Source organism: Nonomuraea sp. NPDC049725, assembly GCF_040674795.1.
GTDB classification, from domain to species: domain Bacteria; phylum Actinomycetota; class Actinomycetes; order Streptosporangiales; family Streptosporangiaceae; genus Nonomuraea; species Nonomuraea ceibae.
The window spans coordinates 293,476-318,793 of record NZ_JBFANJ010000009.1; the positions used below are offsets into that span (position 1 = coordinate 293,476).

General features: G+C 72.6%; 23 protein-coding genes. 10 read left to right on the forward strand and 13 right to left on the reverse strand.

Going from position 1 to position 25,318, the window contains the following annotated elements; translation table 11 throughout:
- Positions 1–61: 61 nt before the first annotated feature.
- Positions 62–946: a hypothetical protein gene (locus AB0J53_RS24730; protein WP_364176179.1), complete on the forward strand. Its 885-nt coding sequence runs from the start codon at positions 62–64 to the stop codon at positions 944–946.
- On the opposite strand, the gene AB0J53_RS24735 is transcribed toward AB0J53_RS24730, so the two are convergent.
- Complete coding sequence (locus AB0J53_RS24735) at positions 943–2,247, reverse strand: GH1 family beta-glucosidase (RefSeq protein ID WP_364176182.1); 1,305 nt, start codon at positions 2,245–2,247, stop codon at positions 943–945. The two genes, AB0J53_RS24730 and AB0J53_RS24735, sit on opposite strands and share 4 nt — an antisense overlap.
- A 73-nt stretch (positions 2,248–2,320) precedes the next feature.
- On the opposite strand from AB0J53_RS24735, the gene AB0J53_RS24740 reads away from it, so the two are divergent.
- On the forward strand, positions 2,321–2,959 hold the full coding sequence (locus AB0J53_RS24740) for a TetR/AcrR family transcriptional regulator (RefSeq protein WP_219506969.1): 639 nt from the start codon (positions 2,321–2,323) through the stop codon (positions 2,957–2,959).
- On the opposite strand, the gene AB0J53_RS24745 is transcribed toward AB0J53_RS24740, so the two are convergent.
- Positions 2,960–3,880 carry an aldo/keto reductase gene (locus AB0J53_RS24745; protein ID WP_364176186.1) on the reverse strand — a complete coding sequence of 307 codons (921 nt, stop codon included), beginning with the start codon at positions 3,878–3,880 and terminating at the stop codon, positions 2,960–2,962.
- An 81-nt stretch (positions 3,881–3,961) separates the two neighbouring features.
- Here AB0J53_RS24745 and AB0J53_RS24750 point away from each other — a divergent pair, with 81 nt between their 5' ends.
- The 3 genes from AB0J53_RS24750 to AB0J53_RS24760 all read left to right on the forward strand — a co-directional run bounded on the left by AB0J53_RS24750 (position 3,962) and on the right by AB0J53_RS24760 (position 6,589).
- The gene (locus AB0J53_RS24750) at positions 3,962–4,321 is read left to right on the forward strand and encodes a MerR family transcriptional regulator (protein WP_219506967.1); all 360 of its coding nucleotides are present in this window, start codon (positions 3,962–3,964) and stop codon (positions 4,319–4,321) included.
- A 37-nt stretch (positions 4,322–4,358) separates the two neighbouring features.
- On the forward strand, positions 4,359–5,783 hold the full coding sequence (locus AB0J53_RS24755; RefSeq protein ID WP_364176190.1) for a penicillin-binding transpeptidase domain-containing protein: 1,425 nt from the start codon (positions 4,359–4,361) through the stop codon (positions 5,781–5,783).
- Positions 5,784–5,860: 77 nt separating this feature from the next.
- On the forward strand, positions 5,861–6,589 hold the full coding sequence (locus AB0J53_RS24760) for a CAP domain-containing protein (RefSeq protein ID WP_364176193.1): 729 nt from the start codon (positions 5,861–5,863) through the stop codon (positions 6,587–6,589).
- Here the strand turns inward: AB0J53_RS24760 and AB0J53_RS24765 are convergent, their stop codons facing one another.
- Positions 6,590–8,452 carry an ABC transporter ATP-binding protein gene (locus AB0J53_RS24765; protein WP_364176195.1) on the reverse strand — a complete coding sequence of 621 codons (1,863 nt, stop codon included), beginning with the start codon at positions 8,450–8,452 and terminating at the stop codon, positions 6,590–6,592.
- 157 nt (positions 8,453–8,609) lie between these two features.
- Between AB0J53_RS24765 and AB0J53_RS24770 the strand changes: the two genes are divergently transcribed.
- The 3 genes from AB0J53_RS24770 to AB0J53_RS24780 all read left to right on the forward strand — a co-directional run bounded on the left by AB0J53_RS24770 (position 8,610) and on the right by AB0J53_RS24780 (position 11,681).
- Positions 8,610–9,908 (forward strand): ABC transporter substrate-binding protein, encoded by a 1,299-nt coding sequence (locus AB0J53_RS24770; RefSeq protein WP_364176198.1) that lies wholly within the window; start codon positions 8,610–8,612, stop codon positions 9,906–9,908.
- A 64-nt stretch (positions 9,909–9,972) separates the two neighbouring features.
- Positions 9,973–10,845 carry a sugar ABC transporter permease gene (locus tag AB0J53_RS24775; protein ID WP_364176472.1) on the forward strand — a complete coding sequence of 291 codons (873 nt, stop codon included), beginning with the start codon at positions 9,973–9,975 and terminating at the stop codon, positions 10,843–10,845.
- Positions 10,842–11,681 carry a carbohydrate ABC transporter permease gene (locus AB0J53_RS24780; RefSeq protein WP_364176201.1) on the forward strand — a complete coding sequence of 280 codons (840 nt, stop codon included), beginning with the start codon at positions 10,842–10,844 and terminating at the stop codon, positions 11,679–11,681. The genes AB0J53_RS24775 and AB0J53_RS24780 overlap by 4 nt, the downstream gene beginning before the upstream one ends.
- Here AB0J53_RS24780 and AB0J53_RS24785 read toward each other — a convergent pair.
- From AB0J53_RS24785 to AB0J53_RS24825, 9 genes are all read right to left on the reverse strand, one after another.
- On the reverse strand, positions 11,644–12,687 hold the full coding sequence (locus AB0J53_RS24785; protein ID WP_219506954.1) for a 2-hydroxyacid dehydrogenase: 1,044 nt from the start codon (positions 12,685–12,687) through the stop codon (positions 11,644–11,646). The genes AB0J53_RS24780 and AB0J53_RS24785 overlap by 38 nt on opposite strands.
- Positions 12,684–13,298, reverse strand: coding sequence for a histidine phosphatase family protein (locus AB0J53_RS24790; protein WP_219506953.1), 615 nt, complete (start codon positions 13,296–13,298; stop codon positions 12,684–12,686). Before AB0J53_RS24790 ends, AB0J53_RS24785 begins: the two co-directional genes overlap by 4 nt.
- Positions 13,295–14,731 carry an FGGY family carbohydrate kinase gene (locus tag AB0J53_RS24795; RefSeq protein WP_364176205.1) on the reverse strand — a complete coding sequence of 479 codons (1,437 nt, stop codon included), beginning with the start codon at positions 14,729–14,731 and terminating at the stop codon, positions 13,295–13,297. The genes AB0J53_RS24790 and AB0J53_RS24795 overlap by 4 nt, the downstream gene beginning before the upstream one ends.
- Entirely contained in the window at positions 14,728–16,197 is a 1,470-nt protein-coding gene (locus tag AB0J53_RS24800; protein ID WP_364176208.1) for an FGGY-family carbohydrate kinase, read from the reverse strand. The genes AB0J53_RS24795 and AB0J53_RS24800 overlap by 4 nt, the downstream gene beginning before the upstream one ends.
- Complete coding sequence (locus AB0J53_RS24805; RefSeq protein ID WP_364176211.1) at positions 16,197–17,426, reverse strand: sugar ABC transporter permease; 1,230 nt, start codon at positions 17,424–17,426, stop codon at positions 16,197–16,199. The genes AB0J53_RS24800 and AB0J53_RS24805 overlap by 1 nt, the downstream gene beginning before the upstream one ends.
- Positions 17,423–18,193 (reverse strand): ATP-binding cassette domain-containing protein, encoded by a 771-nt coding sequence (locus AB0J53_RS24810; RefSeq protein ID WP_219506947.1) that lies wholly within the window; start codon positions 18,191–18,193, stop codon positions 17,423–17,425. Before AB0J53_RS24810 ends, AB0J53_RS24805 begins: the two co-directional genes overlap by 4 nt.
- A 9-nt stretch (positions 18,194–18,202) precedes the next feature.
- A complete protein-coding gene (locus AB0J53_RS24815; RefSeq protein ID WP_219506945.1) occupies positions 18,203–19,285 on the reverse strand; it encodes a sugar ABC transporter substrate-binding protein in 1,083 nt (360 codons plus the stop codon).
- A 196-nt stretch (positions 19,286–19,481) separates the two neighbouring features.
- Entirely contained in the window at positions 19,482–20,432 is a 951-nt protein-coding gene (locus AB0J53_RS24820; RefSeq protein WP_219506943.1) for a sugar-binding domain-containing protein, read from the reverse strand.
- A gap of 80 nt (positions 20,433–20,512) precedes the next feature.
- Positions 20,513–21,490 carry an ArsR family transcriptional regulator gene (locus AB0J53_RS24825; RefSeq protein ID WP_364176216.1) on the reverse strand — a complete coding sequence of 326 codons (978 nt, stop codon included), beginning with the start codon at positions 21,488–21,490 and terminating at the stop codon, positions 20,513–20,515.
- Between the two features lie 117 nt (positions 21,491–21,607).
- On the opposite strand from AB0J53_RS24825, the gene AB0J53_RS24830 reads away from it, so the two are divergent.
- Entirely contained in the window at positions 21,608–22,978 is a 1,371-nt protein-coding gene (locus AB0J53_RS24830) for an MFS transporter (RefSeq protein WP_364176219.1), read from the forward strand.
- A 110-nt stretch (positions 22,979–23,088) separates the two neighbouring features.
- On the opposite strand, the gene AB0J53_RS24835 is transcribed toward AB0J53_RS24830, so the two are convergent.
- Positions 23,089–24,057, reverse strand: a complete 969-nt coding sequence (locus tag AB0J53_RS24835) for a LacI family DNA-binding transcriptional regulator (RefSeq protein WP_364176475.1) — start codon at positions 24,055–24,057, stop codon at positions 23,089–23,091.
- A gap of 80 nt (positions 24,058–24,137) precedes the next feature.
- Here AB0J53_RS24835 and AB0J53_RS24840 point away from each other — a divergent pair, with 80 nt between their 5' ends.
- Positions 24,138–25,304, forward strand: a complete 1,167-nt coding sequence (locus AB0J53_RS24840; protein WP_219506933.1) for an MFS transporter — start codon at positions 24,138–24,140, stop codon at positions 25,302–25,304.
- Positions 25,305–25,318 lie beyond the last annotated feature (14 nt).

Sequence of the window (25,318 nt, forward strand, 5' to 3'; positions counted from 1 at the left end):
AGGTGACAGGCTTGAAGATCATCTTCTATAGTCTCGACCGTCTACGAGGGGAGGTCGTGGCGTGAAGACCGGGCGCTTTGCCGTGTTCGCCGTGGTCCTTGCCGCCCTGCTCACCCCGCAGCCGGTTTCCGCCGATCCGACCCCCGCCCAGCTGCGCAAGCTGACCAAGGAAGCCGCCGCGCTCAACAACCGCTACCGCGGCTCCATCCAGAGCCTCGAAGAGATCAAGGTCCAGGCCAAGAAGGCCCTCGACACCTCCGGCCACCTGCAGAAGCGGCTCGCCGACGCCCAGGGCAAGCTCGCCGCCATCGCCCAGACGAGCTACATGCTCGGCCCCATCGACGGCACCCAGCTCTTCGCCACCCAGGTCGACCCGTACAAGACGCTCGGCCACGCCGCCAACATGAACTTCATGGCCCAGGTCCGCGCCGGCCAGGTCGCCCACGTGCAGAAGCTCATCGCCGACTCCCAGAAGGCGAAGCTCGCGGCCAACGACAAGATCAAGAAGATGCAGAAGGAGATCAAGGCGATCAAGAGCCGGCGCGCCGAGCTCGACCGCCTCCTCGCCAAGTACGGCTTCCAGCAGCCCGGCGGCGGCGAGGGCCTGACTCCCCGCATGATCTCCGTACGCGCCGAGATCATGCAGAACTTCCCGGTGAAGAGCGTCGGCTGCCTGCGGCCCGGCGACCCCGGCGAGCACGGCAAGGGGCGGGCCTGCGACTTCATGATGTCCACCGGCGGCTCCGTGGCCAGCGGCTTCGACGCCGCGAACGGCGACGCGATCTCCAACTACCTGATCAAGAACGGTCAGCGCATGGGCGTCATGTACATCATCTGGAAGCAGCGCTACTACGACATCCGCTCAGGCGGGGGCTGGGACCCCATGTCCGACCGAGGTGGCGCGACCGCCAACCACTACGACCACGTCCACGTCTCGGTCTTCTAGGGCGTCGCCAGGTGGGCCCTGAGCCAGTGGTAGGAGGCCTTGGGGGTGCGGCGGCCGGTGGCGAAGTCGACGTGGACCAGGCCGAAGCGCTGGTGGTAGCCCTCGGCCCACTCGAAGTTGTCCAGCAGTGACCAGACGAAGTAGCCGCGCACGTCGACGCCCTCGCGCCGGGCCGCGTGGACGGCGGCGATGTGCTGGTCGAGGTAGGCGATGCGGTCCTGGTCGTCCACGGTGCCGTCGGGGCCGGGGACGTCGGGCTGGGAGCAGCCGTTCTCGGTGACGTAGACGGGCGGCAGGGCGTCGCCGTAGCGGGCGTGCAGGCCGGTGAGGAGCTCGCGCAGGCCGTCGGGGACGACCGGCCAGCCGAAGGCCGTGGTGGGGTGGCCGGTGACGCCGGCGTCGGTGAAGGGCAGGCCGGGCCCGGCGGGGGCGGCGATGCGGGTGGGGTTGTAGTAGTTGACGCCGAGCCCGTCGAGCGGCGCGGCGATCACCGCGAGGTCCCCGTCGCGGACGAAGCCGAGCTCCTTCGCCCCGTACGCGGACAGGTCGGGGTAGGCGCCCGTGAGGACGGGGTCGTTGAACAGGCGGTTGTGCAGGATGTCGTACGCCTCGGCGGCGGCCACGTCCTCGGCCGCGTCGGAGGCGGCCCACACGGGCGTGCAGTTGTTGGTGAGCAGGACCTGCCCGGCGCCCGCCGCGCGCAACGCCGCCGTGGCCAGGCCGTGGGCGAGGAGCTGGTGGTGGGCCACGGGCAGCGCGTCGAGGAGCAGGGCCTGGCCGGGCGCGTGGAGGCCGAGGGCGTGGCCGTACGCCATGTGCACGAACGGCTCGTTGAGCGTGATCCACATCGGCACGCGGTCGGCCAGCCGGCCGGCGACGAGGGCGGCGTAGTCGGCGAAGCGGTGCGCGGTGTCGCGGTTCAGCCAGCCGCCGCGGTCCTGGGCGGCCTGCGGCAGGTCCCAGTGGAACAGTGTCGGCACCGGCGTGATCCCGGCCGCGAGCAGGGCGTCGACCAGGCGTTCGTAGAAGTCGAGACCCTTGGGGTTGGCCGGGCCGGCGCCGGAGGGCTGGACACGCGGCCAGGCGATGGAGAAGCGGTAGGCGCCGACCCCGAGCTCCGACATCAGCGCGACGTCCTCGGGCCAGCGGTGGTAGTGGTCGCAGGCCACGTCGCCGGTGTGCCCGTCGCGGGTGCGGCCGGGCTCGTGGGAGAAGGTGTCCCAGATGGACGGGCCCCGGCCGTCCTCGTCCGCCGCGCCCTCGATCTGGTACGCCGCCGTCGCCGTGCCCCACAGGAACATGCCGTGCTCCTCAAGTTTCGCGAGTCGGGCTCATGTTAACCTCTACTTGTTGGTAATGGGCCAAGATGAGGGCATGACGAGTACCTTGCGCCGCCGCCCCGCCCAGCGTCGCAGCGCGGAGCGGGTGGAGCGGATGCTCGACGAGTGCGCGCTCCTGCTCGACGAGGTCGGCTACGACGCCGTCACCACCAAGGAGGTCGCCCGCCGCGCCGAGGTGCCGATCGGCACGTTCTACCAGTTCTTCCCCGACAAGCAGGGGCTCGTGCGGGCGCTGGCCCTGCGCAACCTGGAGGCGTTCCTGGGCCGGGTGACCGAGCGGATCGCCGAGGCCGAGCTCGGCCACTGGACCGACCTGGTCGAGCTGGCCATCGACGAGTTCGTGGCGATGAAACGCACGACGCCCGGGTTCGGCGTGGTCGACTTCGGCGAGGCGCTGGCCGCGCCCGGCGGCCACGCCTCCGACGGCGCCAACCACACGCTCGACGCCGCGCTGGAGAACAACGCGATCGTCGCCGACCGCCTGCGCGCCCTCACCGTCGACCTGCTCGGCGCCCCCCGGGGACCGGGCCTCGACCGGGCGCTGCTCGTCGCGGTCGAGGCCTGCGACGCGGTCCTCAAGCTGGCCTTCCGGGCGCACCCCGACGGCGACCCCGACCTGATCGCCGAGTGCAAGCAGCTCGTCCGCCGCTACCTGGCCGACCATCTGCCGTGATCAGACGGCCTCGTCCAGGCGGCGGCGCAGCTCGTCGTCGAGCTTGACGTCGGCCGCGCCGATCGCCTCCTCCAGCTGCGCCATCGTGCTCACGCCGACGATCGGCACGTGCCCGCCGGCCATCAGCCAGGCCAGCACGACCTGGTTCGGCGTCGCGCCGAGCTCGCCCGCCACCTCGCGCAGCGCGGCCAGCCGCCGCGTGGTGCCCGGGTGGTCGTAGATCTCCGGGATCGGCCGGTCCGCGCGGGTGTAGGCGCCGAACATCAGCGTGTTGTACGCCCACAGCGTCACCCCGGCCTCCTGCGCGTACTCCAGGTGCTCGTCGCCCGTCACGCGGTGACCGGTCTCGGCCGGGCGCGTGTACGGGCGCGGGCGCAGGTAGGTGTGGCGCAGTTGCAGGTGCGTGTAGGGGAGCCAGCCGTGCGCGGCCGAGACGTTCCTGGCCCGCTCCAGCCGCCAGGCCGGCAGGTTGCTCGCGCCCACCTTGCCGATCTTGCCCTGGCGGTGCAGCTCGTCGAACGCGCCCAGGGTCTCCTCCAGCGGCACCGACCGGTCCTCGATGTGCGCCCAGTAGAGGTCCACGTGGTCGGTGCCGAGGCGGCGCAGGCTGCCCTCGACGCCCGCCCGCACGGCCGGCGCCGACAGGCCCTCCGCCGAGTCCAGCGTGACGTCACCGGGCACCGTCGGCCGGGCGCCGACCTTCGTGCTCAGGAACACCTGGTCGCGGTTGCCCCGGGCGGCGAGCCAGGCCCCGATGGTCTGCTCGCTCTCGTCCCCGGTGCGGCCCTCGACCCAGAACGGGTAGTTGTTGGCCGTGTCGAGCATGCTGCCGCCCGCCTCGACGAAGCGGTCCAGGATGGCGAAGGTGTCCTCACGGCTGACGCTGGTGCCGAACGGAATCGTGCCGAGTGCGATGTTCATGGACCGAACTGTGCGACCTGGAGTGGACTCCATGTCAAATGGTTGACCTGGAGCCCACTCCAGGTGCCATGCTTGGCTCCCGTGAGCGTCTACACCCCCGCCGAAGTGGTCGAGGAGACCGGTTTCTCCCTCGACACCCTGCGCTACTACGAGAAGATCGGGCTGCTCGAACCGGTCGAGCGCAACGCGGCCGGGCAGCGGAGGTTCAGCCAGGAGGACGTCGGCTGGCTCGGCACCATCCGCTGCCTGCGCGACACCGGCATGCCGATCGCCGAGATGCTGCGCTTCGCCGAGCTGGTCCGCGCCGGCGACCACACGATCGCCGACCGCATCGCGCTCCTCGAAGAGCACGATCGCCGCGTCGAGGCGCAGATCGGCAACCTGATCGAGCGCAAGCGCTACGTCAGCGACAAGATTTCCTACTACCGCAGCGTCCTCTAGCCGGGGCTTGGATCTCCGGTTGCTAAAACCGGAATCCATGACCAGGGCGAGAAGGATCAACGGCACGCTGCGCCGCGTGGCACGGATCTGCGCGGGGATGCTGTTCGCGTTGCTGGCGCACCTGACCTTCGTCCAGGCGTTCTCGTCCAGGTCGCTCAACGCCGATCCGCGCAACGAGCGGGCCCGCATCGCCCGGTTCGACGAGCCGCGCGGCGCGATCCTCAGCTTCGACGGCACCGTGGTGGCCACCAGCCGGGAGACGGACGGCGGGCCGTACCGCTATCGCCGCTTCTACCCGCACGGGGAGATGTTCGCGCCCGTGACCGGGCACCTGACGGCGGGGCCGGCGACCGGCGTCGAGCGGGCCCTGGAGGCGGCGCTGTCGGGCACCGACGCCAAGGTCAAGATGCAGTCGCTGGTCAGGATCGGCACCGAGCAGGCCGCAGACGTCCGCCTGACGATCAGCGACCGGGCCCAGTGGGCCGCCTACCAGAGCCTGCGGGCCGCCGGCACGCCCGGCGCCGCCGTCGCGATCAACCCGGCGACCGGCGCCGTCCTCGCCCTGGCCAGCTACCCGTCCTACGACCCGAACGCCTTCGCCACGTTCGACTCCGCCGCGCTGGCGCGCGTCGAGCGGCGGCTGAACCGCGCGCCCGGCAGCCCGCTGCTGAACCGGGCCACCGCCGAGACCTACCCGGCCGGCTCGGCGTTCAAGCTCGTCACGACCGCCGCCGCGCTGGCCACCGGCGAGTACGGGCCCGCCACCGAGCTGCCCGGCCCCGCCAGGCTGCGCCTGCCCGGAACGACCCGGTACGTGCACAACGCCGACGGCAGGCCGTGCGGCCGCGACGCCCGGCCGACGCTGGCCCGCGCCTTCCAGGGCTCCTGCGACACGGCCTTCGCCGGGATCGGCCTGCAACTCGGCCAGGACACGCTGCGGGACCAGGCGGACGCGTTCGGCTTCAACGCCCCGGAGCTGACGATCCCGCTGCCCGTGACGCCCAGCTCGTTCGACGGCGCCGCGGACCGGTCCCACACCGCCCTGGCGGCCATCGGCGGGCCGGGCGGGCGCGTCACGCCGCTCATGGTCGCCATGCTGTCGGCGGCCGTGGCCAACGACGGCACGCTGATGCGCCCGTACCTGGTGGAGGAGGTGCGGCTGCGGGACGGCTCGGTCATCCGGCGGGCCGCGCCGGCGCCGTACCGCACGACGCTGGTCCCCGAGCTGGCCGGGCAGCTCACGGCCATGATGACCACGATCACCCGGCCGGGCGGGCCGGGCACGGCGGCGGCCATCCCGGGGATATCGGTGGCGGCCAAGTCGGCGGGGCCGGGCGGTCCGGCGCTGTTCACGGCGTTCGCCCCGGCGGGCGCGCCGGAGGTGGCGGTGGGGGTGGTGCTGGAACGTCCCGGCCCGGCGGCGCCCATCGCCCGCACGATCATGCAGGCGGTGCTGTCCTAGCCATTGCTGTCACCGTAAATCTGGATAAACTCCGACATTGTGCTAGTTATTGGACCAAAACCCCCATTGTGTGATCAATGACCACAGCCCGCAAGCTCCTGTTCGCCACCCTCGCCGTCATCGTGGGCACCGTCGCCGGACTGGCGGTCATCCTCGCCACCCGAGCCCCCGCGCCCGACCGCAGCCCCGCGACCGAGATCGTCGCCGCGACGACCACCACCTCCCCTGCGCCGGCCCCCACCCCGACCCCGACGCCCACCCCCACCCCGACTCCCACTCCCACGAAGAGCAAGCCGGTCACCCCGAAGCCGACCCCGAAGCCCGCCCGCACGACCAGCAGCCCCAAGCCCGAGCCCAAGCCGACCCCCACCCGGACCCGGACCCCGGCCCGCACCGAGCAGCGCGCCACCGTGGGCACCGGGGGCGCCGTGGGCACGGCCGCTGAGAACGGGGTGGTCAAGCTCACCAACGCCGCCCGGGCCAAGGCCGGATGCAAGCCGCTCAAGCACGACCCCGAACTCCGGGCGGCGGCGCTGGCCCACTCCAAGGACATGGCCGCCCGCGGCTTCTTCGACCACGAGGCCCCGGACGGCGACGGGCCCGAGGACCGCATCCGCGACGCCGGCTTCGCGCCGATCGGCTCCTGGGGCGAGAACATCGCGGCCGGTCAGCGCACGGCGGCCGAGGTCATGGCCGGGTGGATGGACAGCCCCGGCCACAAGGCCAACATCCTCACCTGCGCCTACACCCACATCGGCGTCGGCTTCGCCGGCGGCCACTGGACGCAGGCGTTCGCCAGCCACTGATCACCGGTAGGCGGACGCCTGGAGGGTGTAGAGCTCGGCGTAGAGGCCGTTGAGCGCCATCAGCGTGGCGTGGTCGCCCTCCTCGGTGACCCGGCCGTGGTCGAGCACGTAGATGCGGTCGGCGTAGCGGACGCTGGCCAGGCGGTGGGTGATGAGCAGGACCGTGCGGCCGTCGGAGTGGCCCCGGATGCGCTCGAACAGGGCGTGCTCGGCGCGGGCGTCGAGAGCCGCCGTCGGCTCGTCGCAGATCAGCAGGCAGGCGTCGCGATGGAAGCCACGTGCCACGGCGATGCGCTGCCACTGCCCGCCGGACAGCTCGTGGCCGTCCTTGAAGCGCCGGTCGAGCAGGGTGCGGTAGCCGTGGGGGAGGCCGGCGACGACCTCGTCGGCCCCGGCGACCGCCGCCGCCGCGTCGAGGGCGTCCTGGCCCTTGTCGGTGCCCATCGTGATGTTGTAGCGGGCGGCGAGCGGCCAGCGGGTGTGGTCCTGGGCGATCACCGCGGTGCGCAGCCGCAGGTCCTCCGGGCTGACCGTGCGCAGGTCGACGTCGTCCCACAGCACGCTGCCGGTGTCGGGCTCGTACAGGCCGGACAGGATCTTGGCGAGGGTGGTCTTGCCGGAGCCGTTCTCGCCGACGAAGGCGATCACCTCGCCGCGCTTGATCTCGACCGACACGCCGCGCAGGGCGGGCTCGTCGGAGCCTGGGTAGGTGAACGTGACGTCCACGGCGCTGATGCGCTCGAAGCGCTCGGGGGCCGTCGTGCGGGCGGCGCCGGGCAGCCAGCGCTCGGCCGAGTCGCAGAACTCCAGGAAGTCGGTGAAGTAGAGGCCCTCCTCGTAGAGCCGGTTGGTGGCGTACATCAGGTTGGCCAGCGAGCTCTGGCCGGACCTGATGGCCAGCACGGCGGTGCCGGCGACGGCGAGCGGGATCGCGGCGATCGCGAGCAGCACGCCGAGCGCCACGTAGACGAGGGCGCTGCCGACGCCGCCCAGCGCCTCGCCGACGAGCCTGGCGATGGTCTGCCGCCTGGCCAGGCCGAGCATCACGTCCTGCTCGGCCTTGGCGACCGCGTCGTACATGCGCAGCAGGAAGCCGCGCATGGTGAACGAGCGGACCTCGGCGGCGGGGTCGCGGTCGGCCAGCAGCTCGGCGATGATCCACTTGCGGCGGATGGCGGGGATGAGCGAGAACATCGTCGTGTAGCGCATCCGGGCGCTGCGCACGGCGGCCCAGGCGTCGGGCAGCACGGCGAGCAGGAGCAGGGGCAGCAGCACCGGGTGGAGCACGCCGAGCACGCCCGCGACGGCGGCGATGCCGACGGCGGCCGTGACGACGTTGATGGCGGAGGTCACCACCATGTCGGCCATCTGGACGCCCCGGCTGCGGGCCCGCTGGAGCGCGTCGTGGAAGTCGGGGTCGTCGTAGGCGACGAGCTCGACGCGGCTGGTCAGGCCGTAGAGCCGCTCCTCGGTCAGCCGGGTCACCTGCGGGTCGAGGCGTGACTGCGCCCAGCCCGCGCCGGCCTGGACGGAGGTGCGCAGCGTCGCCATCGCGGCGACCAGGGCCAGGCTGGGCAGCGCGGCGATCACCCGGTCGGGGGTGGGCCCCTCGCTGAACAGCGCGTTGAGCACCCCGGTGGTGGCCAGCAGGCCGAAGGCGGTGAAGACGCCGCCGAGCAGGCTGAGCCCGACCGTGGCGGCGGTGTCGCGGGGGCTGGCGCGCCAGGCCATGCTCATGGCCTGGCGGACGAGTGAGGGAAGCCGCCTCGCGATGACGAGGAACCCCACGTCGGCCATCGTGTCGTTGTGAGCGTGCCAGTCGGAGAGGGAGATCTCGCCCAGTTCGAGGGGCTCGTCGGCCATACCTGGAGTGTGCCCGCGGGCACTGACAGTTCTCGTGGTATGCGGACCTGTTATCCGTGCACTCCTTGACGCAGAAGTGGGCAAAGTGCGTTGATGGCCCTACTGACAACGTTGTCAAGTCACCAGCTCGGGGGTTTTCTCGAAGGGATGGTGTGCGATGAGACGACGGTGGACGGCGACCGTCGCGATCACTTTGGCGGGCCTGCTCGGGCTGTCGGCGTGCGGCGGTGGCGGCTCCCCGGCCGAGCCCGCCGCGAGCGGCGACGGCGGTGGCGGCAAGCAGCAGGTCGAGGTGTTCTCCTGGTGGACCGGGCCGGGTGAGGCCGACGGCCTGAAGGCGATGCGCGAGATCTTCGAGCAGCAGAATCCGAACCTGACGTTCTTCGACGCCGCGGTCGCGGGCGGCTCCGGCGACAAGGCCAAGGCGCTGCTCGCCTCGAAGCTGCAGGCCGACACGCCGCCCGACACGTTCCAGGGGCACGCGGGCGCCGAGCTGCAGGGCTACATCAAGGCCGGTGACCTGGAGGAGCTCAACTTCCTCTACGACGAGCTCAAGCTCGCCGACGCCTTCCCGGCGCAGCTCGTCGAGCAGATCAGCGTCGACGGCAAGATCTACTCGGTGCCGGTGAACATCCACCGGTCCAACGTGCTGTGGTTCAACCCGTCGGTGCTGAAGGAGGCGGGCGTCACGGGCGCGCCCAAGACGATCGAGGAGTTCGTCGCCGCCCTGGAGAAGGTCAAGGCCACGGGCAAGATCCCGCTGTCGATCGGGTCGGAGTGGACGGTCACCCACCTGCTGGAGAGCGTGCTGCTCGGCTCGCTCGGCACCGACGCCTACAACGCGCTGTTCAAGCCGGGCGCCGACTGGAACAGTCCCCAGGTGGCCAAGGCGCTGGAGAACTTCAAGACGATCATGTCGTACGCGGGCAGCCCCCAGGACGACTGGCAGCCCGCGGCCAAGCAGGTGGCCGACGGCGAGGCCGCGTTCAACATCATGGGCGACTGGGCGTACGGCTACTTCCACAACCCGCCGGACGGCGGCCTCGGCAAGAAGTCGAAGACGGACTTCGACTGGGCGCCCGCGCCCGGCACCGAGGGCACCTACCTGTGGCTGTCGGACAGCTTCACCCTGCCCAAGGGCGCCAAGAACCGTGACGGGGCCGTCGCCTGGCTGAAGGTCGCGGCCAGCAAGGAGGGGCAGGACGCCTTCAACCCGAAGAAGGGCTCCATCCCCGCCCGCAAGGACGCCGACCAGTCCCTCTACACCGACTACCTGGCCGACGCGCTGAAGGACTGGTCGGGCAACAAGCTGGCCGGCTCCATCCAGCACGGCGTGGCGGTGAACCAGCCGTGGCTGGCCGCCATCAACGAGGCGGTCGGGCTGTTCATCGGCACCCAGGACGTGGCCGAGCTGCAGAAGGGCCTGGCCGCCGCCGCGACGGCGAACGCCCAGTGATCGGCGGGTACGGCGGGGCCGCCCGCCGTACCCCCTTCGGAGAGGGAGGCAATCGTTGAGACGGGTGCGCGCCTGGCTCCCGGGGCTGCTCCTGGTCACGCCGTCGATCGTGGCGATCGGCGTGTTCGTGTACGGCCTGCTGGGCTGGAACTTCCGGCTGGCCATGACGGACCAGCACGACGAGGTGTCCGAGGGCGGTTTCGTCGGGCTGCGGAACTTCATCGACATCTGGGACCAGGCCAGGTGGCATCTGTCGGTGAACCACGCGATCGTGTTCACGGTCGTGTTCGTGGCCGGGGCGCTGGTGCTGGGCTGGTTCCTGGCGTTCCTGATGGAGAAGGGCATCTGGGGCGAGGGGACGTTCCGGGCGATCTACCTGTTCCCGATGGCCGTGTCGTTCGTCGCCACGGGCATCGTGTGGCGATGGCTGATGAACTCGGGCATGGACGAGCGGGCGGTCGGGCTGAACCGGCTGTTCGACGCGGTGGGGTTGCCGCAGTGGGAGTGGTTCCGCAACCAGGAGTGGGGCATGGCGGCGATGGCGCTGCCGGCCGTCTGGCAGATGTCCGGATATGTCATGGCACTGTTTCTCGCCGGGTTCCGCGGCGTCCCCGAGGAGCTGCGGGAGGCCGCCCGGGTCGACGGCGCCACCGAGTGGGGCGTCTACCGGCACGTCGTGCTGCCCCTGCTGCGCCCGGTGACGCTGTCCGCGCTGATCATCCTCGGCCACATCTCGCTCAAGGTCTTCGACCTGATCGTCGCGGTCTCCGGCAAGCAGATCGTCACCGACGTGCCCGCCGTGTTCATGTGGGTGGCGGTGTTCGACTCCCACGACCCGGCCAAGGGCGCCACCATCGCCTCGTACATCGTGCTCAGCGTCGCCGTGTTCGTGATCCCGTACCTGATCTGGTCCGTCCGCAAGGAGAGGCGCTCATGAGGCACGCGGGCTCCTGGGTGCGGCTCGTCCTGCTGATCGCGTTCGTGGTGGTCTTCCTGGTCCCCATCTACGTGCTGCTGGTCACCAGCTTCAAGCCGCTGACCGAGGCGGACCCCGGCCAGGCGTGGAACCTGCCGGAGACCTGGACGTTCGAGGCGTGGGGCGTGGCGTGGGAGAAGCTCGCCCCCGGGCTGTGGAACAGCGTGCTGCTCGCGGTGCCCGGCTCGATCCTGTCGTGCGCGCTCGGCTCCATGAACGGCTACGTGCTGTCCAAGTGGCGCTTCCCCGGCGCGGACGTGCTGTTCACGCTGTTCCTGTTCGGCATGTTCATCCCGTACCAGGGGGTGATGATCCCGCTGGTGCAGCTCCTGGTCGGGCTGAACGAGCTGACCGGGCTCCAGGGCGTCTTCTACGGCGGCATCCCCGGCCTGGTGCTCGCGCACGTGGTGTACGGCATCCCGATCTGCACGCTGATCTTCCGCAACTACTACGTGACGATCCCGGACGAGCTGATCGAGGCGTCACGGGTCGACGGGGCCGGGATGCTGCGCGCGTACTGGTCGGTGGTGCTGCCGGTGTCCGGCCCGGCGATCGCCGTGGTGATCATCTGGCAGTTCACCTCGCTGTGGAACGACTTCCTGTTCGCCGTGTTCCTCACCGGGCCGACGAGCTGGCCGACCACGGTGATGCTGAACAACATCGCCGGCGCCCAGGCCACCCCCTACAGCCAGCAGATGGCCGCGGCGATCCTGGCCTCGATCCCGACCATGCTCATCTACGTGCTGCTGGGCCGCTTCTTCATGCGCGGCCTGATGGCTGGCGCGCTGAAAGGGTGACGGCCGGGTTGGCGCAGTGCAGCAGGGGCTCGCCGCGCACGTAGCGGGCCACGTCGGCGGCGACGATGGAGGCGGCCTTCGCGGCCGTCTCCTTGCTCGCCCCGGCCAGGTGCGGCGTCATCACCAGGTTCGGCGCGGTCAGCAGCCGGGACCCGGCGGGGATGGGCTCCTCGGGGAAGACGTCCATCGCCGCGCCGAACAGGTGACCCGACTCCAGCGCGTCACACAGCGCGTCGTAGTCGAGCAGCGCCCCGCGCGCGCAGTTGACCAGCACCGACCCGGCCGGCATGCGGGCGATCTCGGCGGCGCCGATCATGCCGGCCGTCTCCGGGGTGGCACGGGCGTGCAGCGACACGAACCGCGACCGCGACAGCAGCTCGTCCAGCTCCACCCGGCCGGGCACGTCCACGTACGGGTCGAAGACCAGCACCTCGGCGCCGAACCCCGCCAGCATCCGGGCCACCCGGCGGCCGATCGCGCCGTAGCCGACCAGGCCGACCGTGCTGCCCTCCAGCTCCGGGCCGACGTTGTCGTAGACGTAGTAGTCGCCGCGCCACACGCCTCCGGCCAGGTCGGCGTGCGTCTGCGGGACGCGCCGGGTGGCGGCCAGCAGCATGGCCAGCGTGTGCTCGGCGGTGGCGACGGCGTTGCGGCCCGGCGCGAACGTCACGGCCACGCCCGCCTCGGTGGCGGCCGCCAGGTTCGCGTTCACCGGGCCGCCCCGGCTCACCGCGAACAGCCGCAGGTCGGGGCAGGCGTCGAGGACGCGCCGGGTGAGCGGCGCCATCTGGGTGACGCACGCCTCGACGCCCTGCAGCGCCTCGATCAGCTCGTCCTCCACGTCCGACGCCTCGTCGACCTCGCCCACCCGGCCGAAGGGCACCACGGGCCACGGCAGCGTGAGCTCGCCGGTCAGCACCTCGCCGGGGACCTCGCGGCGCAACGCGTCGATGAGCAGGTCGTTGCGGACGAAATGGTCACCGGCGGCCAGGACTCGGATGGTCAACGCAGAGCTCCAATCGGGGAGTTGTACTTCAGGATGGCGACCTGCTCGCCGCGCAGCCGCAGCTCGGTGAGCGCGCAGTTGTCCAGGCGCGGGAACAGCCGCCGGTACTCGCCGAGCGGCACGCCGATCAGCCGGCACAGCGCGATCCTGATCGCGGTCGTGTGCGCGACCACCAGCACCCGGCCGCCGGGCCGGTCGGCGGCGATGTCGCGGAGCGCGGCGGTGAACCGGTCGGCGGCGTCGCCGGGCCGCTCCCCGCCGGGCAGCGGGTTCGCGCCCGGGTCGGCCTCGAAGGCGGCGCGGGCCCCGGGGAAGCGCTCGCGCATCTCCTCGGCGGTCAGCCCCTCGCCCTTGCCGAAGTCGAGCTCGCGCAGGCGCTCGTCCACCCGCAGCTCCACGGCCGCCGCCTCGGCGCTCCCGGCGGCGGTGATGCGGGCGCGGCTCAGGTTCGAGGCCCACACCGCGTCCAGCCCGGCGGTGCGCGCCCAGCGGGCCAGCCGCTCGGCCTGCTCGTGGCCGCGCGGGGTCAGCTCGACGTCGCTGACGCCGGCGTAGCGGTTCTCGGCGTGCCACACGGTCTCGCCGTGGCGCACCAGCACCAGGTCCGTCATCGGGCGCTCCTCTCACGCGCGTGGGCGGCGGCCTGCGACGGCAGCCAGCCCCGGTTCTCCAGCTCGGCGACGAACCGCAGATACGGCTCGCGGTGATCGGCCCCGGACGGCTCGATCACCGCGCGGGTGCGGACCATCCCGCCCGCCCGCGCGCCCGCCGCCAGCACGGCCATGCCGAGGGCGGGCTCGGCGTTCTCACGCAGCGTCACGGGCCGGCCCAGCACGTCCGCGCGCAGCCGGTTCCAGTACGCGCTCCGCGTCGCGCCGCCGGTCAGGATGATCTCGCCGTCCACGGGGGCGCCGAGCAGGTCCAGGTAGTCGAAGCAGAGCCGCTCCACGAACGCCGCGCCGAGCAGGATCGCGGCGTAGCGGTCGACGTCGTCGGCGGGCTCGCCCAGCGTGAAGCCCTCGGCCCCGGCCGCCGCGAACGGGAACCGCTCGCCCCGCGACACCAGCGGATACGTGATCGGCGGGCCGCCCCGCCCGTCGTAGCGGGCCTGGGCCTGCTCGCCGAGCGCGTCGAGGTCGCGGCCGGGCAGGTCGCGGGCCAGCACCCCGGCGCCGGTGCTCGACGCGCCGCCCGGCAGCCAGGAGCCGTCGGGCGCGCGGTGCGAGTAGACGACGCCGAGCGGGTCATGGATGAGGTCACGGGTGACGCCCTTGAGCACCAGGGTGGTGCCCAGCACCGAGTTCCAGCTCCCCGGCGTCAGGGCGCCGGCGCCGAGCTGGGCGGCGCAGCCGTCGGTGGTCCCGGCGATCACCGGCGTGCCCTCGGGGATGCCCGTGACGCGGGCGGCCTCGGCGCACACCGTGCCGATGCGGGTGCCGGGCCGCACCACCTCGGGCAGCATCCCGGCGGGCACGCCCAGCTCGTCGAGCACCTCGTACGGCCAGCGCTCCTCGATCAGGTCGACGCCGGTCTTGAGCGCGTTGCTCAGGTCGGTGGCGACGGGGCCGCCGGTCAGGCGGCGGTTGACGAAGTCGCTCTGGTGGGCCAGGAAACCGCCCGCCGGCTGCGACTCCAGCAGCCACAGGAGCTTCGGCAGCGCCCAGTTCGGCTGCATGCGCCGGTAGCCGAGGCGTTCCCAGACGGCCGAGCCCGCCTCGTTGACCCGGTCGGCGAAGGAGGCGGCGCGGCGGTCGTCGTACATGAGCGCCGGGGTCAGAGGCGCGCCGGCGCCGTCCGTCAGCAGGAGCGTTCCAGACGTGGCGTCCACGGCGAGGCCCGCCACCGGCCCGGTCACGCCGTCCAGGGCCTCGCGGGTGGCCCCGGCGAGCGCGTGCCACCACTCCTCGGGGTCCTGCTCGTGGCGGGGGCCGTCGCGGCGGCTGGTCAGGGGGCGGCTCGCCGCGCCGAGCACCCGCCCGGTCCCGTCGACCGCCATCGCGCGCACGCTCTGCGTGCCGAGGTCGATGCCCAGGTGGACGCTCATGGACGGCCTCGCATCCCGGCCAGCAGCGGCCACGTTCCGGCGGTGGTCTCGCGCAGCGCGAGGAAGTCGCGGTAGGCGTGCTCGTACGGGCCCGGCCGCGGCTCGACGGCCGGGCGCAGGCGTACGTGCTGGTCGGCGGCCGTCTTCAGGTCGGCGCCTGTGGCGGCGAGGCCGACCAGGAAGGCGCCCCTCGCGCCGACCTCGGTGTCGGCCGGGCGCAGCACCGGCAGGCCGGTCACGTCGGCGATGAGCCGCAGCCACAGCGCGCTGCCCGAGCCGCCGCCGCACACCCGCAGCTCGCGCGGCGGCGGGCCGGAGGCGGCCAGGCAGTCCTGGACGACCAGTGTGAGCCCTTCCAGGACGGCCCGCGCCACGTCCTCGCGGCCGTGCTCGACGGACAGCCCCAGGAACGCGCCCCTGGCCAGCGGGTCGGAGAACGGGGCCCGTTCGCCGGCGGGGGAGAAGTACGGCTGGAGCGCCAGCCCGCGCGCGCCCGGCTCGCTCCGCTCGGCCAGCTCGCTCAGCTCGGCCGGGTGGTCCAGGCCGAGCAGGCGGCAGGCCCACTGGACGACCTCGGTCCCGGCGAACGTGGGGAAGGCCCGCAGGTAACCGCCGGGCAGCGCGATCGTGATGCCGACCGGGTCGCCGTCGAGGGCGGGCCGCTCCACGACGCTCTCCACGCACAGGGTGGTGCCGAGGATGGCGCACGCCTGCCCGGCGCTCACCGCCCCGGCGCCGATCGCGGTGGCGGCGATGTCGTACGGGGCCATGACGATCGGGGTCCCGGCGGGCACGCCGAGCGCCGACGCCGCGCCCGCGGTGAGCGGGGCCGTGCGGCGGGAGTCGTCACGCAGCTCCGGCAGCAGCCGCTCGGCCCAGCCGAGCCCGAACAGCTCCAGCAGCTCGGGGGAGTAGCGGCGGGTCCGCAGGTCCATGAACGGGGCCGAGCCGTCGGACTCGTCGGCGGCCCGCACCCCGGTCATCCGGGCGAAGATCCAGCCGCCGCACGTCAGCATCGCGGCCGAGCGGGCCAGCCGGTCCGGGTCGTGCTCCTTCAGCCAGGTCAGGATCGCGTGCGGCAGCCCGGAGGCGGCCGACGAGCCGTTGACCCGGAAGGCGGCCTCGGCCAGGCCGGCGCGGTTCCAGCCGTCGACCACGGCGGCGGCGCGGCCGTCGTTCCACAGGATGGCCGGGCCGGTCGGCACCCCCGAGGAGTCGACCAGCCAGCAGCCGTCACCCTGCGCGGTCACGGCGACGAACCGGACCGGACCGGACAACTGGGCGGCCACCTCGCGCACCGCGCGGGCGACCGCGTCCCAGACCGCGTCCATGTCCTGCTCGGCGTGGCCGGGCGCGGGCCGGGACACCGTGGTGTCGTGCCGGACCACGACCGCCTCGGCGCCGGCCTCGTCGTAGCCGACCGCCTTGATCACCGTGGTGCCGGCGTCGACGCAGATGGCGGCCATCACGCCCTGCCGTGCGAGGTCCTCGACCTGCGCGAGACGGAGTCGACGACCACCGCCAGCAGCAGGACGGCCCCGGTGACCATGAACCTGATGGACGAGTCGAGGTTCAGCAGCGTCAGGCCGCTGGAGATCGACTGGATGACGACGACGCCGAGCAGCGCGCCGAAGGCCGAGCCCCGGCCGCCGAACAGGCTGGTGCCGCCGATGACCGCCGCGGCGATCGCGTTGAGGTTGACGTCGCCGCCGCCGCTGCTCGGGTTGACCGCGGCCAGCCGGGCGGCGGCCATGATGCCGCCCACGGCCGCGAACGTCGAGCAGAGCACGAACACCGAGGTGAACACGGTCTTGACGTTGATGCCGGCGCGGCGCGCGGCCTCCACGTTGCCGCCGACCGCGTAGACCGACCTGCCCCACTTCGTCCGCGACAGCAGGTAGTGCATGACCAGCACGAGCGCGACGAAGAAGACGAACATCCAGCCGACGCCGCGCGTCTGGCCCAGGTACCAGACCACGAACCCGAGCGCGACCAGCAGCGCCGCGCTCCTGACGGCGAGCGCCGTGACGCTCCTGGCCGACAGCCCGGCCTTGCGCCGCTCCCTGGCGTGCAGGTAGCCGCTGACGAACAGGGCGGCCGAGGCGACCACCGCGAGCGTGTAGGACAGCCAGTCGGGCACGAACGAGAACTGGGCGAAGCTCACCAGACCGGAGTCGAACGGCAGGTTGATCGACCCGTTGGTGCCGAGCACGTACAGCTGGAGCCCGAGGAAGCCCAGCAGGCCGGCCAGCGTGATGACGAAGCTCGGCACCCCGAACCGGTTGAAGAGCTGCGCGTACAGCCAGCCGACCACCGCGCCGAGCACGACGGCGGCGAGGATCGCCAGCCAGACCGGCAGCCCCTTGACGACGAACAGCACCGCCAGGACCGCGCCCGACAGCCCGCTGACCGAGCCGACCGACAGGTCGATCTGGCCGACGAGCAGCACGCACACGATGCCGAGCGCGATCACGCCGACGGCGGCCGACTCCAGCGTGAGGTTGACCAGATTGGCGCTGGACAGGAAGACCGGGTTGAGGATCTGCAGCACGGTCCAGATGACGATCAGGCCGACGACCACGGGGATCATGCCCAGGTCGCCGCCGCGGGCGCGCTCGACCACGTCGGTGAGCGCGCCGCGCAGGCCGTCGCGGCTCTGCAACCGCTCGTCCTGGCGGTCGGTGGTCGTCGTCACGGCTGCTGTCCTTCCTGCCCGCGCGCGGCCCGCTGGGCCACGACGTTGTCGGTGGCGCCGGTGATCGCGGCGATGATGTCCTCGGCGGAAACGTCCTTCACGGGGAAGACGCCGTTGTTGCGGCCGAGCCGGAGCACCGCCACCGTGTCGGCCACGGCCTTCACGTCCGCCATGTTGTGGCTGATCATGATGACGCCGAGGCCGTTCTCGCGCAGCCGCTCGACCAGGTTGAGCACCTCGGCCGTCTGGGCCACGCCCAGCGCGGCCGTCGGCTCGTCCAGAATGATGATCTTCGGGTCGCCGAGCAGCGACCTGGCGATCGCCACCGTCTGCCGCTGCCCGCCGGACAGCGCCGCGACCGGCACCCGCACGCTGGGGATCTTCGCCGAGAGCTGCCGGAGCAGCTCCCACGAGCGGGTCTCCATCGCCACGTCGTTCAGCCGCAGCGGGCGGATCTCCTGGCCCAGGAACAGGTTCTGGATCACGTTGAGGTTCTCGCACAGGGCGAGATCCTGGAAGACGGTGGCGATGCCCAGCTTGTGGGCCGCCGCCGGGGTGGGGATCTCGACCTGCCGCCCGGCGAACGTGATCGTCCCCGAGTCCGGCGGGTGCACCCCGGAAAGGATCTTGACCAGCGTGGACTTGCCGGCCCCGTTGTCGCCGACCACCGCCACGACCTCGCCGGCGGCGACGTCGAGCGCGATGTCGGTGAGCGCGGCGACCGCGCCGAAGGTCTTGCTGATCCCGCGCAGGGACAGGACGCTCACGAGACTCCCCTACTTGATGCCGAGCTCGGTGCAGCCCTCGGCGTACTCGGCCGTGCACACGTCGGCGGCCTTCATGATGCCGCTGTCGAACAGCACTTCCTTGATGTTCTCCCGCGTCACCACGGTCGGCGTGAACAGCTGCGACGGCGTGTTGAACAGCGTCGCCTCACCGGCCGGCTTCTCGCCCTTCATGAACTTGAACGCGACGTCCGCCGCGGCCTCCGCCACGATCTTGATCGGCTTGGAGATCGTGTTGTACTGGTCGCCCTTGATGATGCGCTGGGCGGCGGCCACCTCGGCGTCGTTGCCCGTCACCGGCGGCACGTCCTTGCCCGCGGCCTTGAACGCGGCGATCGTGCCGCCGCCGGTGCCGTCGTTGGCCGCGACCACGCCGGCGATGTCGTCGCCGAACTGGGTGATCTGGCCGCTGACCCAGGTCTGCGCCTTCTCCGGCTGCCAGTCGGGGGTGTCGTACTCGGCCAGCAGCTTGAAGCCGCTGTTGTCGATGGCCGAGTGGATGCCCTTCTTGATCAGGCCGGCGGCGGCGTCCGTGGGGGAGCCGTTGACCTGCAGCAGGCCGCCCTCGGCCTTCTCCGCCTTGAGGTGGTCGACCAGCGACTGGCCGATCATGGCGCCGATCTTCTCGTTGTCGAAGGAGATGTAGTAGTCGGCCGGAGTGGCCGGGATCGGCCGGTCGTAGGCGATGATCGGCACACCCTGCGACTGCGCGGACTTCACGATGGTGGCCGCGGCGGCGGAGTCGACCGGGTCGATCACGATCGCCTTGACGCCCTGGGCGAGCGCGGAGTTGGCCTGCTGCTGCTGCTTGGCCGCGTCGGAGTCGGCGTTCTGGTAGATGACGCTGCACGTCGGGCAGAGGGCCTTGACCTTGGCCTCGAACAGCGGCCGGTCCTGCAGCTCGTACCGGGTGGAGGCGAGGTCCGGCATGAGGAAGGCCACCTTGGCGTTCTCGACGCCGCCGCCGGTGCCGCCGCTGCCCGCGTCGCCGCCGGTGGAGCCGGAGCCGCACGCGGCGAGCGCGGAAGTCGCGAGGACCGCCACGGCCGCGATCCGGATCTTGGTTGTGTTCACGGGATCATTCCTCACTCGCTACGTCCTCACGGACGGTTTCGTTGCGTCGCGTCCCCCGAGTGCGACCAGGGACGCCCCCTCACGCAGGGTCACGTCCTGTGGTGCGCCTCACGCTAGCCCGGCTCAGAATATTTGTCCAGCAATTCTGTTCACGGAATTGGCATGGCTGTGACCTGGGGTTCACCCGGAGGAAGGGTCAGCGAGTGGCGGCGAGCAGGCTCTCGGCCGTGAGCGCGTCGGTGACGAGCTGGTTGAAGTAGCCACCCCTGGCCCCGGCGACGATCGACAGCACCTTCTCCGCGCCCACCGCGACCGCGATCGAGTGAGGGATGCGCCGCAGCTCCTCCAGACCGGCCGCGACCAGGCGCTCGCTGCCCGGATAGCCCACCGGCTCACCGTCGCGGTCGTAGAAGCGCGAGCACACGTCGCCGACCGCCTCACGCAGGCTCGGCGCGTCACGCGGCACGAACGCGGGCACCACCTGCCGCATCAGCGGCGGCGACCCCACGCCCACGATCGCGCACTTCGCGTGCGCCCACTGGTCCATCACCCGGCGCACCGACGGCTCGTGCCGCAGCGAGTAGAACAGCTCGGGGCCCGGCAGCGCGGGCGCGTACAGGTAGCTCGGCACGCCGCCCACCCGCTCGGCCAGCAGCCTGGTCGTCTCGTTCGTCTGGAACCACGGCTGCGGATCCTGCTGACCGCCCACCGCCGGCGCGATCGTCACGCCCGGATAGCGGCCCAGCGACTCGCGGGCGCACTCGTACACCGTGCTGCCCGACGACACCAGCACCACGTCGCCCGACTTCAGCTCCGCCCCCGCCAGCGCCCTGGCCAGGCCCGGAGCCAGCCACGGACCCAGCGCCGGGCCGCTCACCCGCGGCACCAGGTAGACGCGCCGCAGCCGCAGCGCGTCGGCCACCTCGCCGGCCAGCGGGCCCTCGGCCAGCGTGGCCGGCCGGTGCACGCGGATCTCCACGATGCCCTGCTTGCGCGCCTCCGTGAGCAGGCGGCTCACCGTCGCCCGGCTCACCCCGAGCCGCTTGGCGATGTCGGCCTGCGTGGCGTCCTGGAGGTAGTACTGCGACGCCGCCGCGTACATCAGCTCGTGCGGGAAGCGGGCTTCCTGTACGGCGTCGTCGTTCATGGCGCGCGCCCCCTGGATCGTGAACGTTGTTGCTGAACGGATGCGCTTTGACTATACCTTCGTGCTCTCCAGAGGAAAGGTTAGAGGGAACCCGCGATCAAGGCGTCCCCCAGCGCGGTCCGCGCATACAGGACACTGCGCCCCGTCCGGGTGCCGGAGATCAGGCCGCTGCCGCGCAACGCCGCCACGTGCCCGCCCGTCCCGCCCACGCTCTGCCCGAGCAGCGCGGCCAGGTGCGTCGTCGTCGCCGGCGTGGCCAGCTCCGCCAGGATCCGCGCCCGCGTCCGGCCGATCAGCGCCACCAGCCCCGCGCCGTCCGCCCCCGGCGGCACCACGCCCGTGCCGCGCGCCGGATAGACCAGCGCGTACGGCCACGCCTCCGCCAGATACGCGCCCACCCCCGTGGTGAACACCGACGGCACGAACAGCAGCCCCCGGCCGCCCAGCCGATGCCGCTCCCGCCCCGACACGCGCACCGTGATGTGCCCGTCGTCGTGCCAGCGCACCTGCGCGCTCAGGTCCTCCAGCGCCGCCGCCCAGCCGTACGTCGCCAGCCGCCCGGCCCGCTGCACCACGTCGCGCTCCAGGATCGCGTGGAAGAACGGCCAGCTGTGACGGACGATCCTGCTCCACAACTCCTCGAACGCGTCCGCCACCAGCCGCACCACGTCGCCGCCCAGCAGCAGCTCCCGCGCCGGCGCGGGCACCGGCGCCCGCGCCGCCAGCACCCGGGCGATCTCCGCGTGCGCCTGCTCCACCGGCGTCACCCGCACCGCCGCCAGCTCCGCCTCGAACGGCACCTTCAACCCGGCCGGCGGCGGCGCCACGAAATCCACGTTCTCCTGCCCCTTGTTCGCCGCCACGTACAGGATCGCCTCCAGCACCGGATGCCGGCGCTCCAGCTCCTCGTACGCCCCCCGCCACCGCTCCAGCCAGCGCCGATGCGGCCCCGGACCGATCCGGCCGCTCAGCACCCACTGCGCGTGCATCGTCTCGATCAGCGGCGAGATCGCGAACCTGCTCGCCGCCACGTCCTGCGGGGTCACCTCAATGCTCACACCCACCTTTCGGTTATATCCGAAAGCATCGTCTCCGTACGCCCGCGCCCGCCACCATCGAACCCGGCGGCCCCACCCTCCCTCGGGGCCGCCCCCAGCCCGTGAAGGAGCCGTACGTTGTCCACCGAGTCCACCGAACGCGGTGCCACCTTCCGAGAGGTGTTCGCGGTAGGCGAGTTCCGGGTCCTGTTCGGCAGCTTCGCGCTGCTCGTGGCCGGCGACTCCATCAAGATGCTCGCCCTGTCCGTGCTCGTCTTCGCCCAGACCGGGTCACCCGGGCTGTCCGCCGCCGCCTACATGGCCGGCTGGCTGCCCTACATCTTCGGCGGGCTCTTCCTGCTCTCCCTCGCAGACCGGCTCCCCGCCCGCGGCCTCATGATCGCCGGCGAGCTCGTCCGCGTCGTCGTCTGCCTGCTGCTCGCCTACGCCGGACTGCCCATCTGGGCGATGCTCGCGCTCGTCCTCGTCACCGGGCTGTTCTCGCCCGTCTTCGGCGCCGCGCGCAGCGCCCTGCTGCCCGAGGTGCTGCCCGGCGACGCCTTCGTCCTCGGGCGCTCCCTCCTCGGCGTCACCTCCGCCTCGGCCCAGATCGCCGGCCTCGCCGTCGGCGGCGCCTTCCTCGCCGCCGCCGGGCCCCACACGGCCCTCGCCGCCACGGCCGCCCTCTCCGCCGTCGCCGCCCTCATCCTCCGCCTCGGCCTCCCCCACCACACCCCCCGCCGCACCCCCCTCCCGAAGCCCGTCACCCTCTCCCGGGCCACGCCGCCCGACCACACCGCTTCCCCCGCCCACCCCAAGCCCGAGGAGCCGGCCGCCGCCCCTGGGGAGCGGGTCGTCGCCGGTGGGCGGGGCGCCTCCGCAAGGCGGGTCGGCTTCGGTGGGGGGTCGGCGGGGGCGGTGCGGGAGACGTTGCGGGTGAATCGGATGCTCGTGGCCGACCCCCGGGTGCGGGGGTTGTTGCTGGCGTCGTGGGTGCCGACGTTGTGGCTGGCCGGGGCGGAGGCGATGATCGTGCCGTATCTGGGCGGCCAGGGGGAGGCGGGCGTGGTGCTGGCGGCGGCGGCCGGTGGCATGGCGGTGGGGGAGTTCGCCGTGGGCAGGTTCGCGGCGCCGTTGCTGCGGGAGCGGTTGTCGTTGCCGCTCGCGGTGCTGCTCGGGGTGCCGTGGCTGGGGTTCGTGGCGGGTCCGGGTGCCGGCTGGGCGGCGGTGCTGGCGGCGGTGGCGGCGGCGGGCCTGTCGTACCAGCTGGGCCTGCAGCGCCGCTTCCTGGAGGCGGTCCCGGAGGAGGTGCGCGGTCAGGCGTTCGGCCTGCTGTCGGCGGGTCTGATGACGGGCCAGGCGGCGGGCGCGGCCCTGGTGGGGGTGCTGGGCGAGGTGTTCTCGCCGCAGGTGGCGATCGTGGCCGCGGGCGCCGCGGGCGTGGCCGTGGCGTTCGCCCTGGCGGGTTCGCTGCGCCCGCCGCGCCGGGTGGCGACGCCGGTCGGGTGAGCGACCTGGTTCTGGTTCCCCAGCTGAGCGAGCGGCAGGCCGTCATCGCTCTGGAGGAGGCGGGGCACCACGTGGAGGTGGGGGACGGCCAGGCGCGTGAACCCTTCTGGTCACGGCACTAGCTCGCCGGAGCCGCGGGGGATGAGGCGGACGGGCAGCAGCGGGTGCTCGGAGGGCCCGGTGTCGCCGGCCATGCGGCGGAACAGCAGGTCGGCCGCGGTGCGGCCCATGCCGGCGGGGTCCTGGGCGACGACGGTCACGCCGGGGACGAGCAGGTCGGCCAGTTCGAAGTCGTCGAACCCGACGAGCGCCATCGGCTGCCCGGCGAGGGCGCGCAGGGCGGTGACGGTGAGGCGGCCGTTGCCGGTGAACACCGCCGTGGGGGGCTGGTCGAGGGCCAGCATGCGGCGCAGGTCGGCCCGTACGGAATCGAGGTCGGGCGTGCGCATGGCGACGAGCCGTTCGTCGTAGCGGTCGCCGAGGGCGGCGCGGTAGCCGTGCAGCCGCCGGTCGGCGGTGAAGATGGCGGGGTCGTCGCCGAGGAAGGCGATCCGGGTGTGGCCGTGGGCCAGCAGGTGGCGGGTGGCGAGGGCGGCGCCGCCGGTGTTGTCGCTGAGCACGGTGTCGGCGTCCACGCCGGGCCCGGGGGGCCGGTCGGCGAAGACGGCGGGGGTGCCGGCGTCGAGTTCGGGCCGCAGGTAGGTGTGGTCGGCGCCGGCGGGGACGATGATGAGGCCGTCGACGCGGCGGGCGCAGAAGGTGCGCACGAGCTCGCGTTCTCTGGCGGGTTCCTCGCTGGAGGAGCCGCTGAGCAGGAGGCAGCCGTGGGAGGCGGAGACGTCTTCGACGGCGCGGCCGAGTGAGGAGTAGAACGGGTCGGCGACGTCCTCGATGACGAGCCCGATCGTGGCGGTGCGGCCCCGGCGCAGGACGCGGGCGCTCTCGTTGCGGCTGTAGCCGAGCGTGTCGATGGCGGCGCGCACGCGGTCGGCGGTGGCAGGGTGGACGCCGGGTTCGCCGTTGACCACGCGGGACACGGTCTTGAGGGCCACGCCGGCCGCCGAGGCGACGTCCTTCATCGTCGGTCTCACGACTGGATACTGCCGCACCGATCCGGCGCAGACAACGTTGTCAACGGATATGGGAAGGTAGATCCGCTATGAGAGCTGCTCTCCTCGTGGCCGGGCTCGTGCTGGCCGCGTTGAACCTGCGCCCGGCCATCGCCGGCATCTCCCCCCTCCTCGACGAGATCATGACCGACACCGGCCTGACGCCCGCGGGCGGCGGGGGCATCACGACGGTCATGGTGGTGTGCCTGGGCGTGTTCGGGCCGGTGGCGCCGATGCTGGCCGGGCGGATCGGGCTGGACCGCACGCTGCTGGCGGGCCTGCTGGTGCTGGCGGGCGGCGTGGCGGTGCGCGGCCTCGACGGCCCGCTCGTGCTGTACGCGGGCGCCGCCGTCGCGGCCACGGCCATCGCGGTGATGAACGTCGCCATGCCGGGCCTCGTCAAGCAGCACTTCCCGGGCCGGGTCAACCTGCTGACGGGCGTCTACAGCGCCGGCATCGTGGGCGGGGCCGCCGCGTCGTCGGCGCTGGTGGTGCCGCTGGAGCAGGTCACCGGCTACGGCTGGCGCGGCGTGTCGGCGCTGGTGGCGGTGCCCGCACTGGTGGCGGCGCTGCTGTGGCTGCCGCAGGCGTTCGGCGGGCGGGCGGCGCCGAGGCAGGGCCCGCGCCCGTTCCGCGCCGTGGTGCGCAGCCGGGTGACCTGGTACGTGACCGCCTGGATGGGCCTGCAGTCGCTCACCTTCTACGTGATGCTGGCCTGGCTGCCGAAGATCTTCCTGGACGCCGGGCTGCCCGCGGACCAGGCGGGCTATCTGCTCAGCCTGACGACGCTGGTGCAGGTGGGCGCGACGCTGGCGGTGCCGGTGCTGGCCGGGCGGCGGCCGTCGCAGGTGCCGTACGTGATGGCGGCGACGCTGCTGACGGCGGCGGGTTACGTGGCGGTGCTGGTGGCGCCGGCGACGTTGCCGTGGCTGTCGATGATCGTGCTGGGGGTGGGGCAGGGCGCGTCGTTCGCGCTGGCGCTGCTGATCATCGCGATGCGGCCGGCCGATCCGGCCGAGGTGACGGCGCTGTCGGCCGTGGCCCAGTCGGCGGGCTACCTGCTGGCGGCGGTGGGACCGCTGGTGTTCGGGCTGCTGCGGCAGGAGTCGGGCGGGTGGACGGCGCCGCTGGTGTTCGGGCTGGCGATGGTGGGGCTGCAACTGGTCGCTGGCTGGTTCGCCGGACGCCCTGCTACCTTAGGCAAGGCTTACCTATAGGCGAAGGGGTCGAA

Excerpts from the sequence above, each read along its gene's own strand:
- AB0J53_RS24735 (WP_364176182.1), bottom strand. The coding sequence starts at position 2,247 with ATGTTCCTGTGGGGCACGGCGACGGCGGCGTACCAGATCGAGGGCGCG.
- AB0J53_RS24740 (WP_219506969.1), top strand. The coding sequence starts at position 2,321 with ATGACGAGTACCTTGCGCCGCCGCCCCGCCCAGCGTCGCAGCGCGGAG.
- AB0J53_RS24745 (WP_364176186.1), bottom strand. The coding sequence starts at position 3,880 with ATGAACATCGCACTCGGCACGATTCCGTTCGGCACCAGCGTCAGCCGT.
- AB0J53_RS24755 (WP_364176190.1), top strand. The coding sequence starts at position 4,359 with ATGACCAGGGCGAGAAGGATCAACGGCACGCTGCGCCGCGTGGCACGG.
- AB0J53_RS24760 (WP_364176193.1), top strand. The coding sequence starts at position 5,861 with ATGACCACAGCCCGCAAGCTCCTGTTCGCCACCCTCGCCGTCATCGTG.
- AB0J53_RS24765 (WP_364176195.1), bottom strand. The coding sequence starts at position 8,452 with ATGGCCGACGAGCCCCTCGAACTGGGCGAGATCTCCCTCTCCGACTGG.
- AB0J53_RS24770 (WP_364176198.1), top strand. The coding sequence starts at position 8,610 with ATGAGACGACGGTGGACGGCGACCGTCGCGATCACTTTGGCGGGCCTG.
- AB0J53_RS24780 (WP_364176201.1), top strand. The coding sequence starts at position 10,842 with ATGAGGCACGCGGGCTCCTGGGTGCGGCTCGTCCTGCTGATCGCGTTC.
- AB0J53_RS24790 (WP_219506953.1), bottom strand. The coding sequence starts at position 13,298 with ATGACGGACCTGGTGCTGGTGCGCCACGGCGAGACCGTGTGGCACGCC.
- AB0J53_RS24795 (WP_364176205.1), bottom strand. The coding sequence starts at position 14,731 with ATGAGCGTCCACCTGGGCATCGACCTCGGCACGCAGAGCGTGCGCGCG.
- AB0J53_RS24800 (WP_364176208.1), bottom strand. The coding sequence starts at position 16,197 with ATGGCCGCCATCTGCGTCGACGCCGGCACCACGGTGATCAAGGCGGTC.
- AB0J53_RS24820 (WP_219506943.1), bottom strand. The coding sequence starts at position 20,432 with ATGAACGACGACGCCGTACAGGAAGCCCGCTTCCCGCACGAGCTGATG.
- AB0J53_RS24835 (WP_364176475.1), bottom strand. The coding sequence starts at position 24,057 with ATGAAGGACGTCGCCTCGGCGGCCGGCGTGGCCCTCAAGACCGTGTCC.
- AB0J53_RS24840 (WP_219506933.1), top strand. The coding sequence starts at position 24,138 with ATGAGAGCTGCTCTCCTCGTGGCCGGGCTCGTGCTGGCCGCGTTGAAC.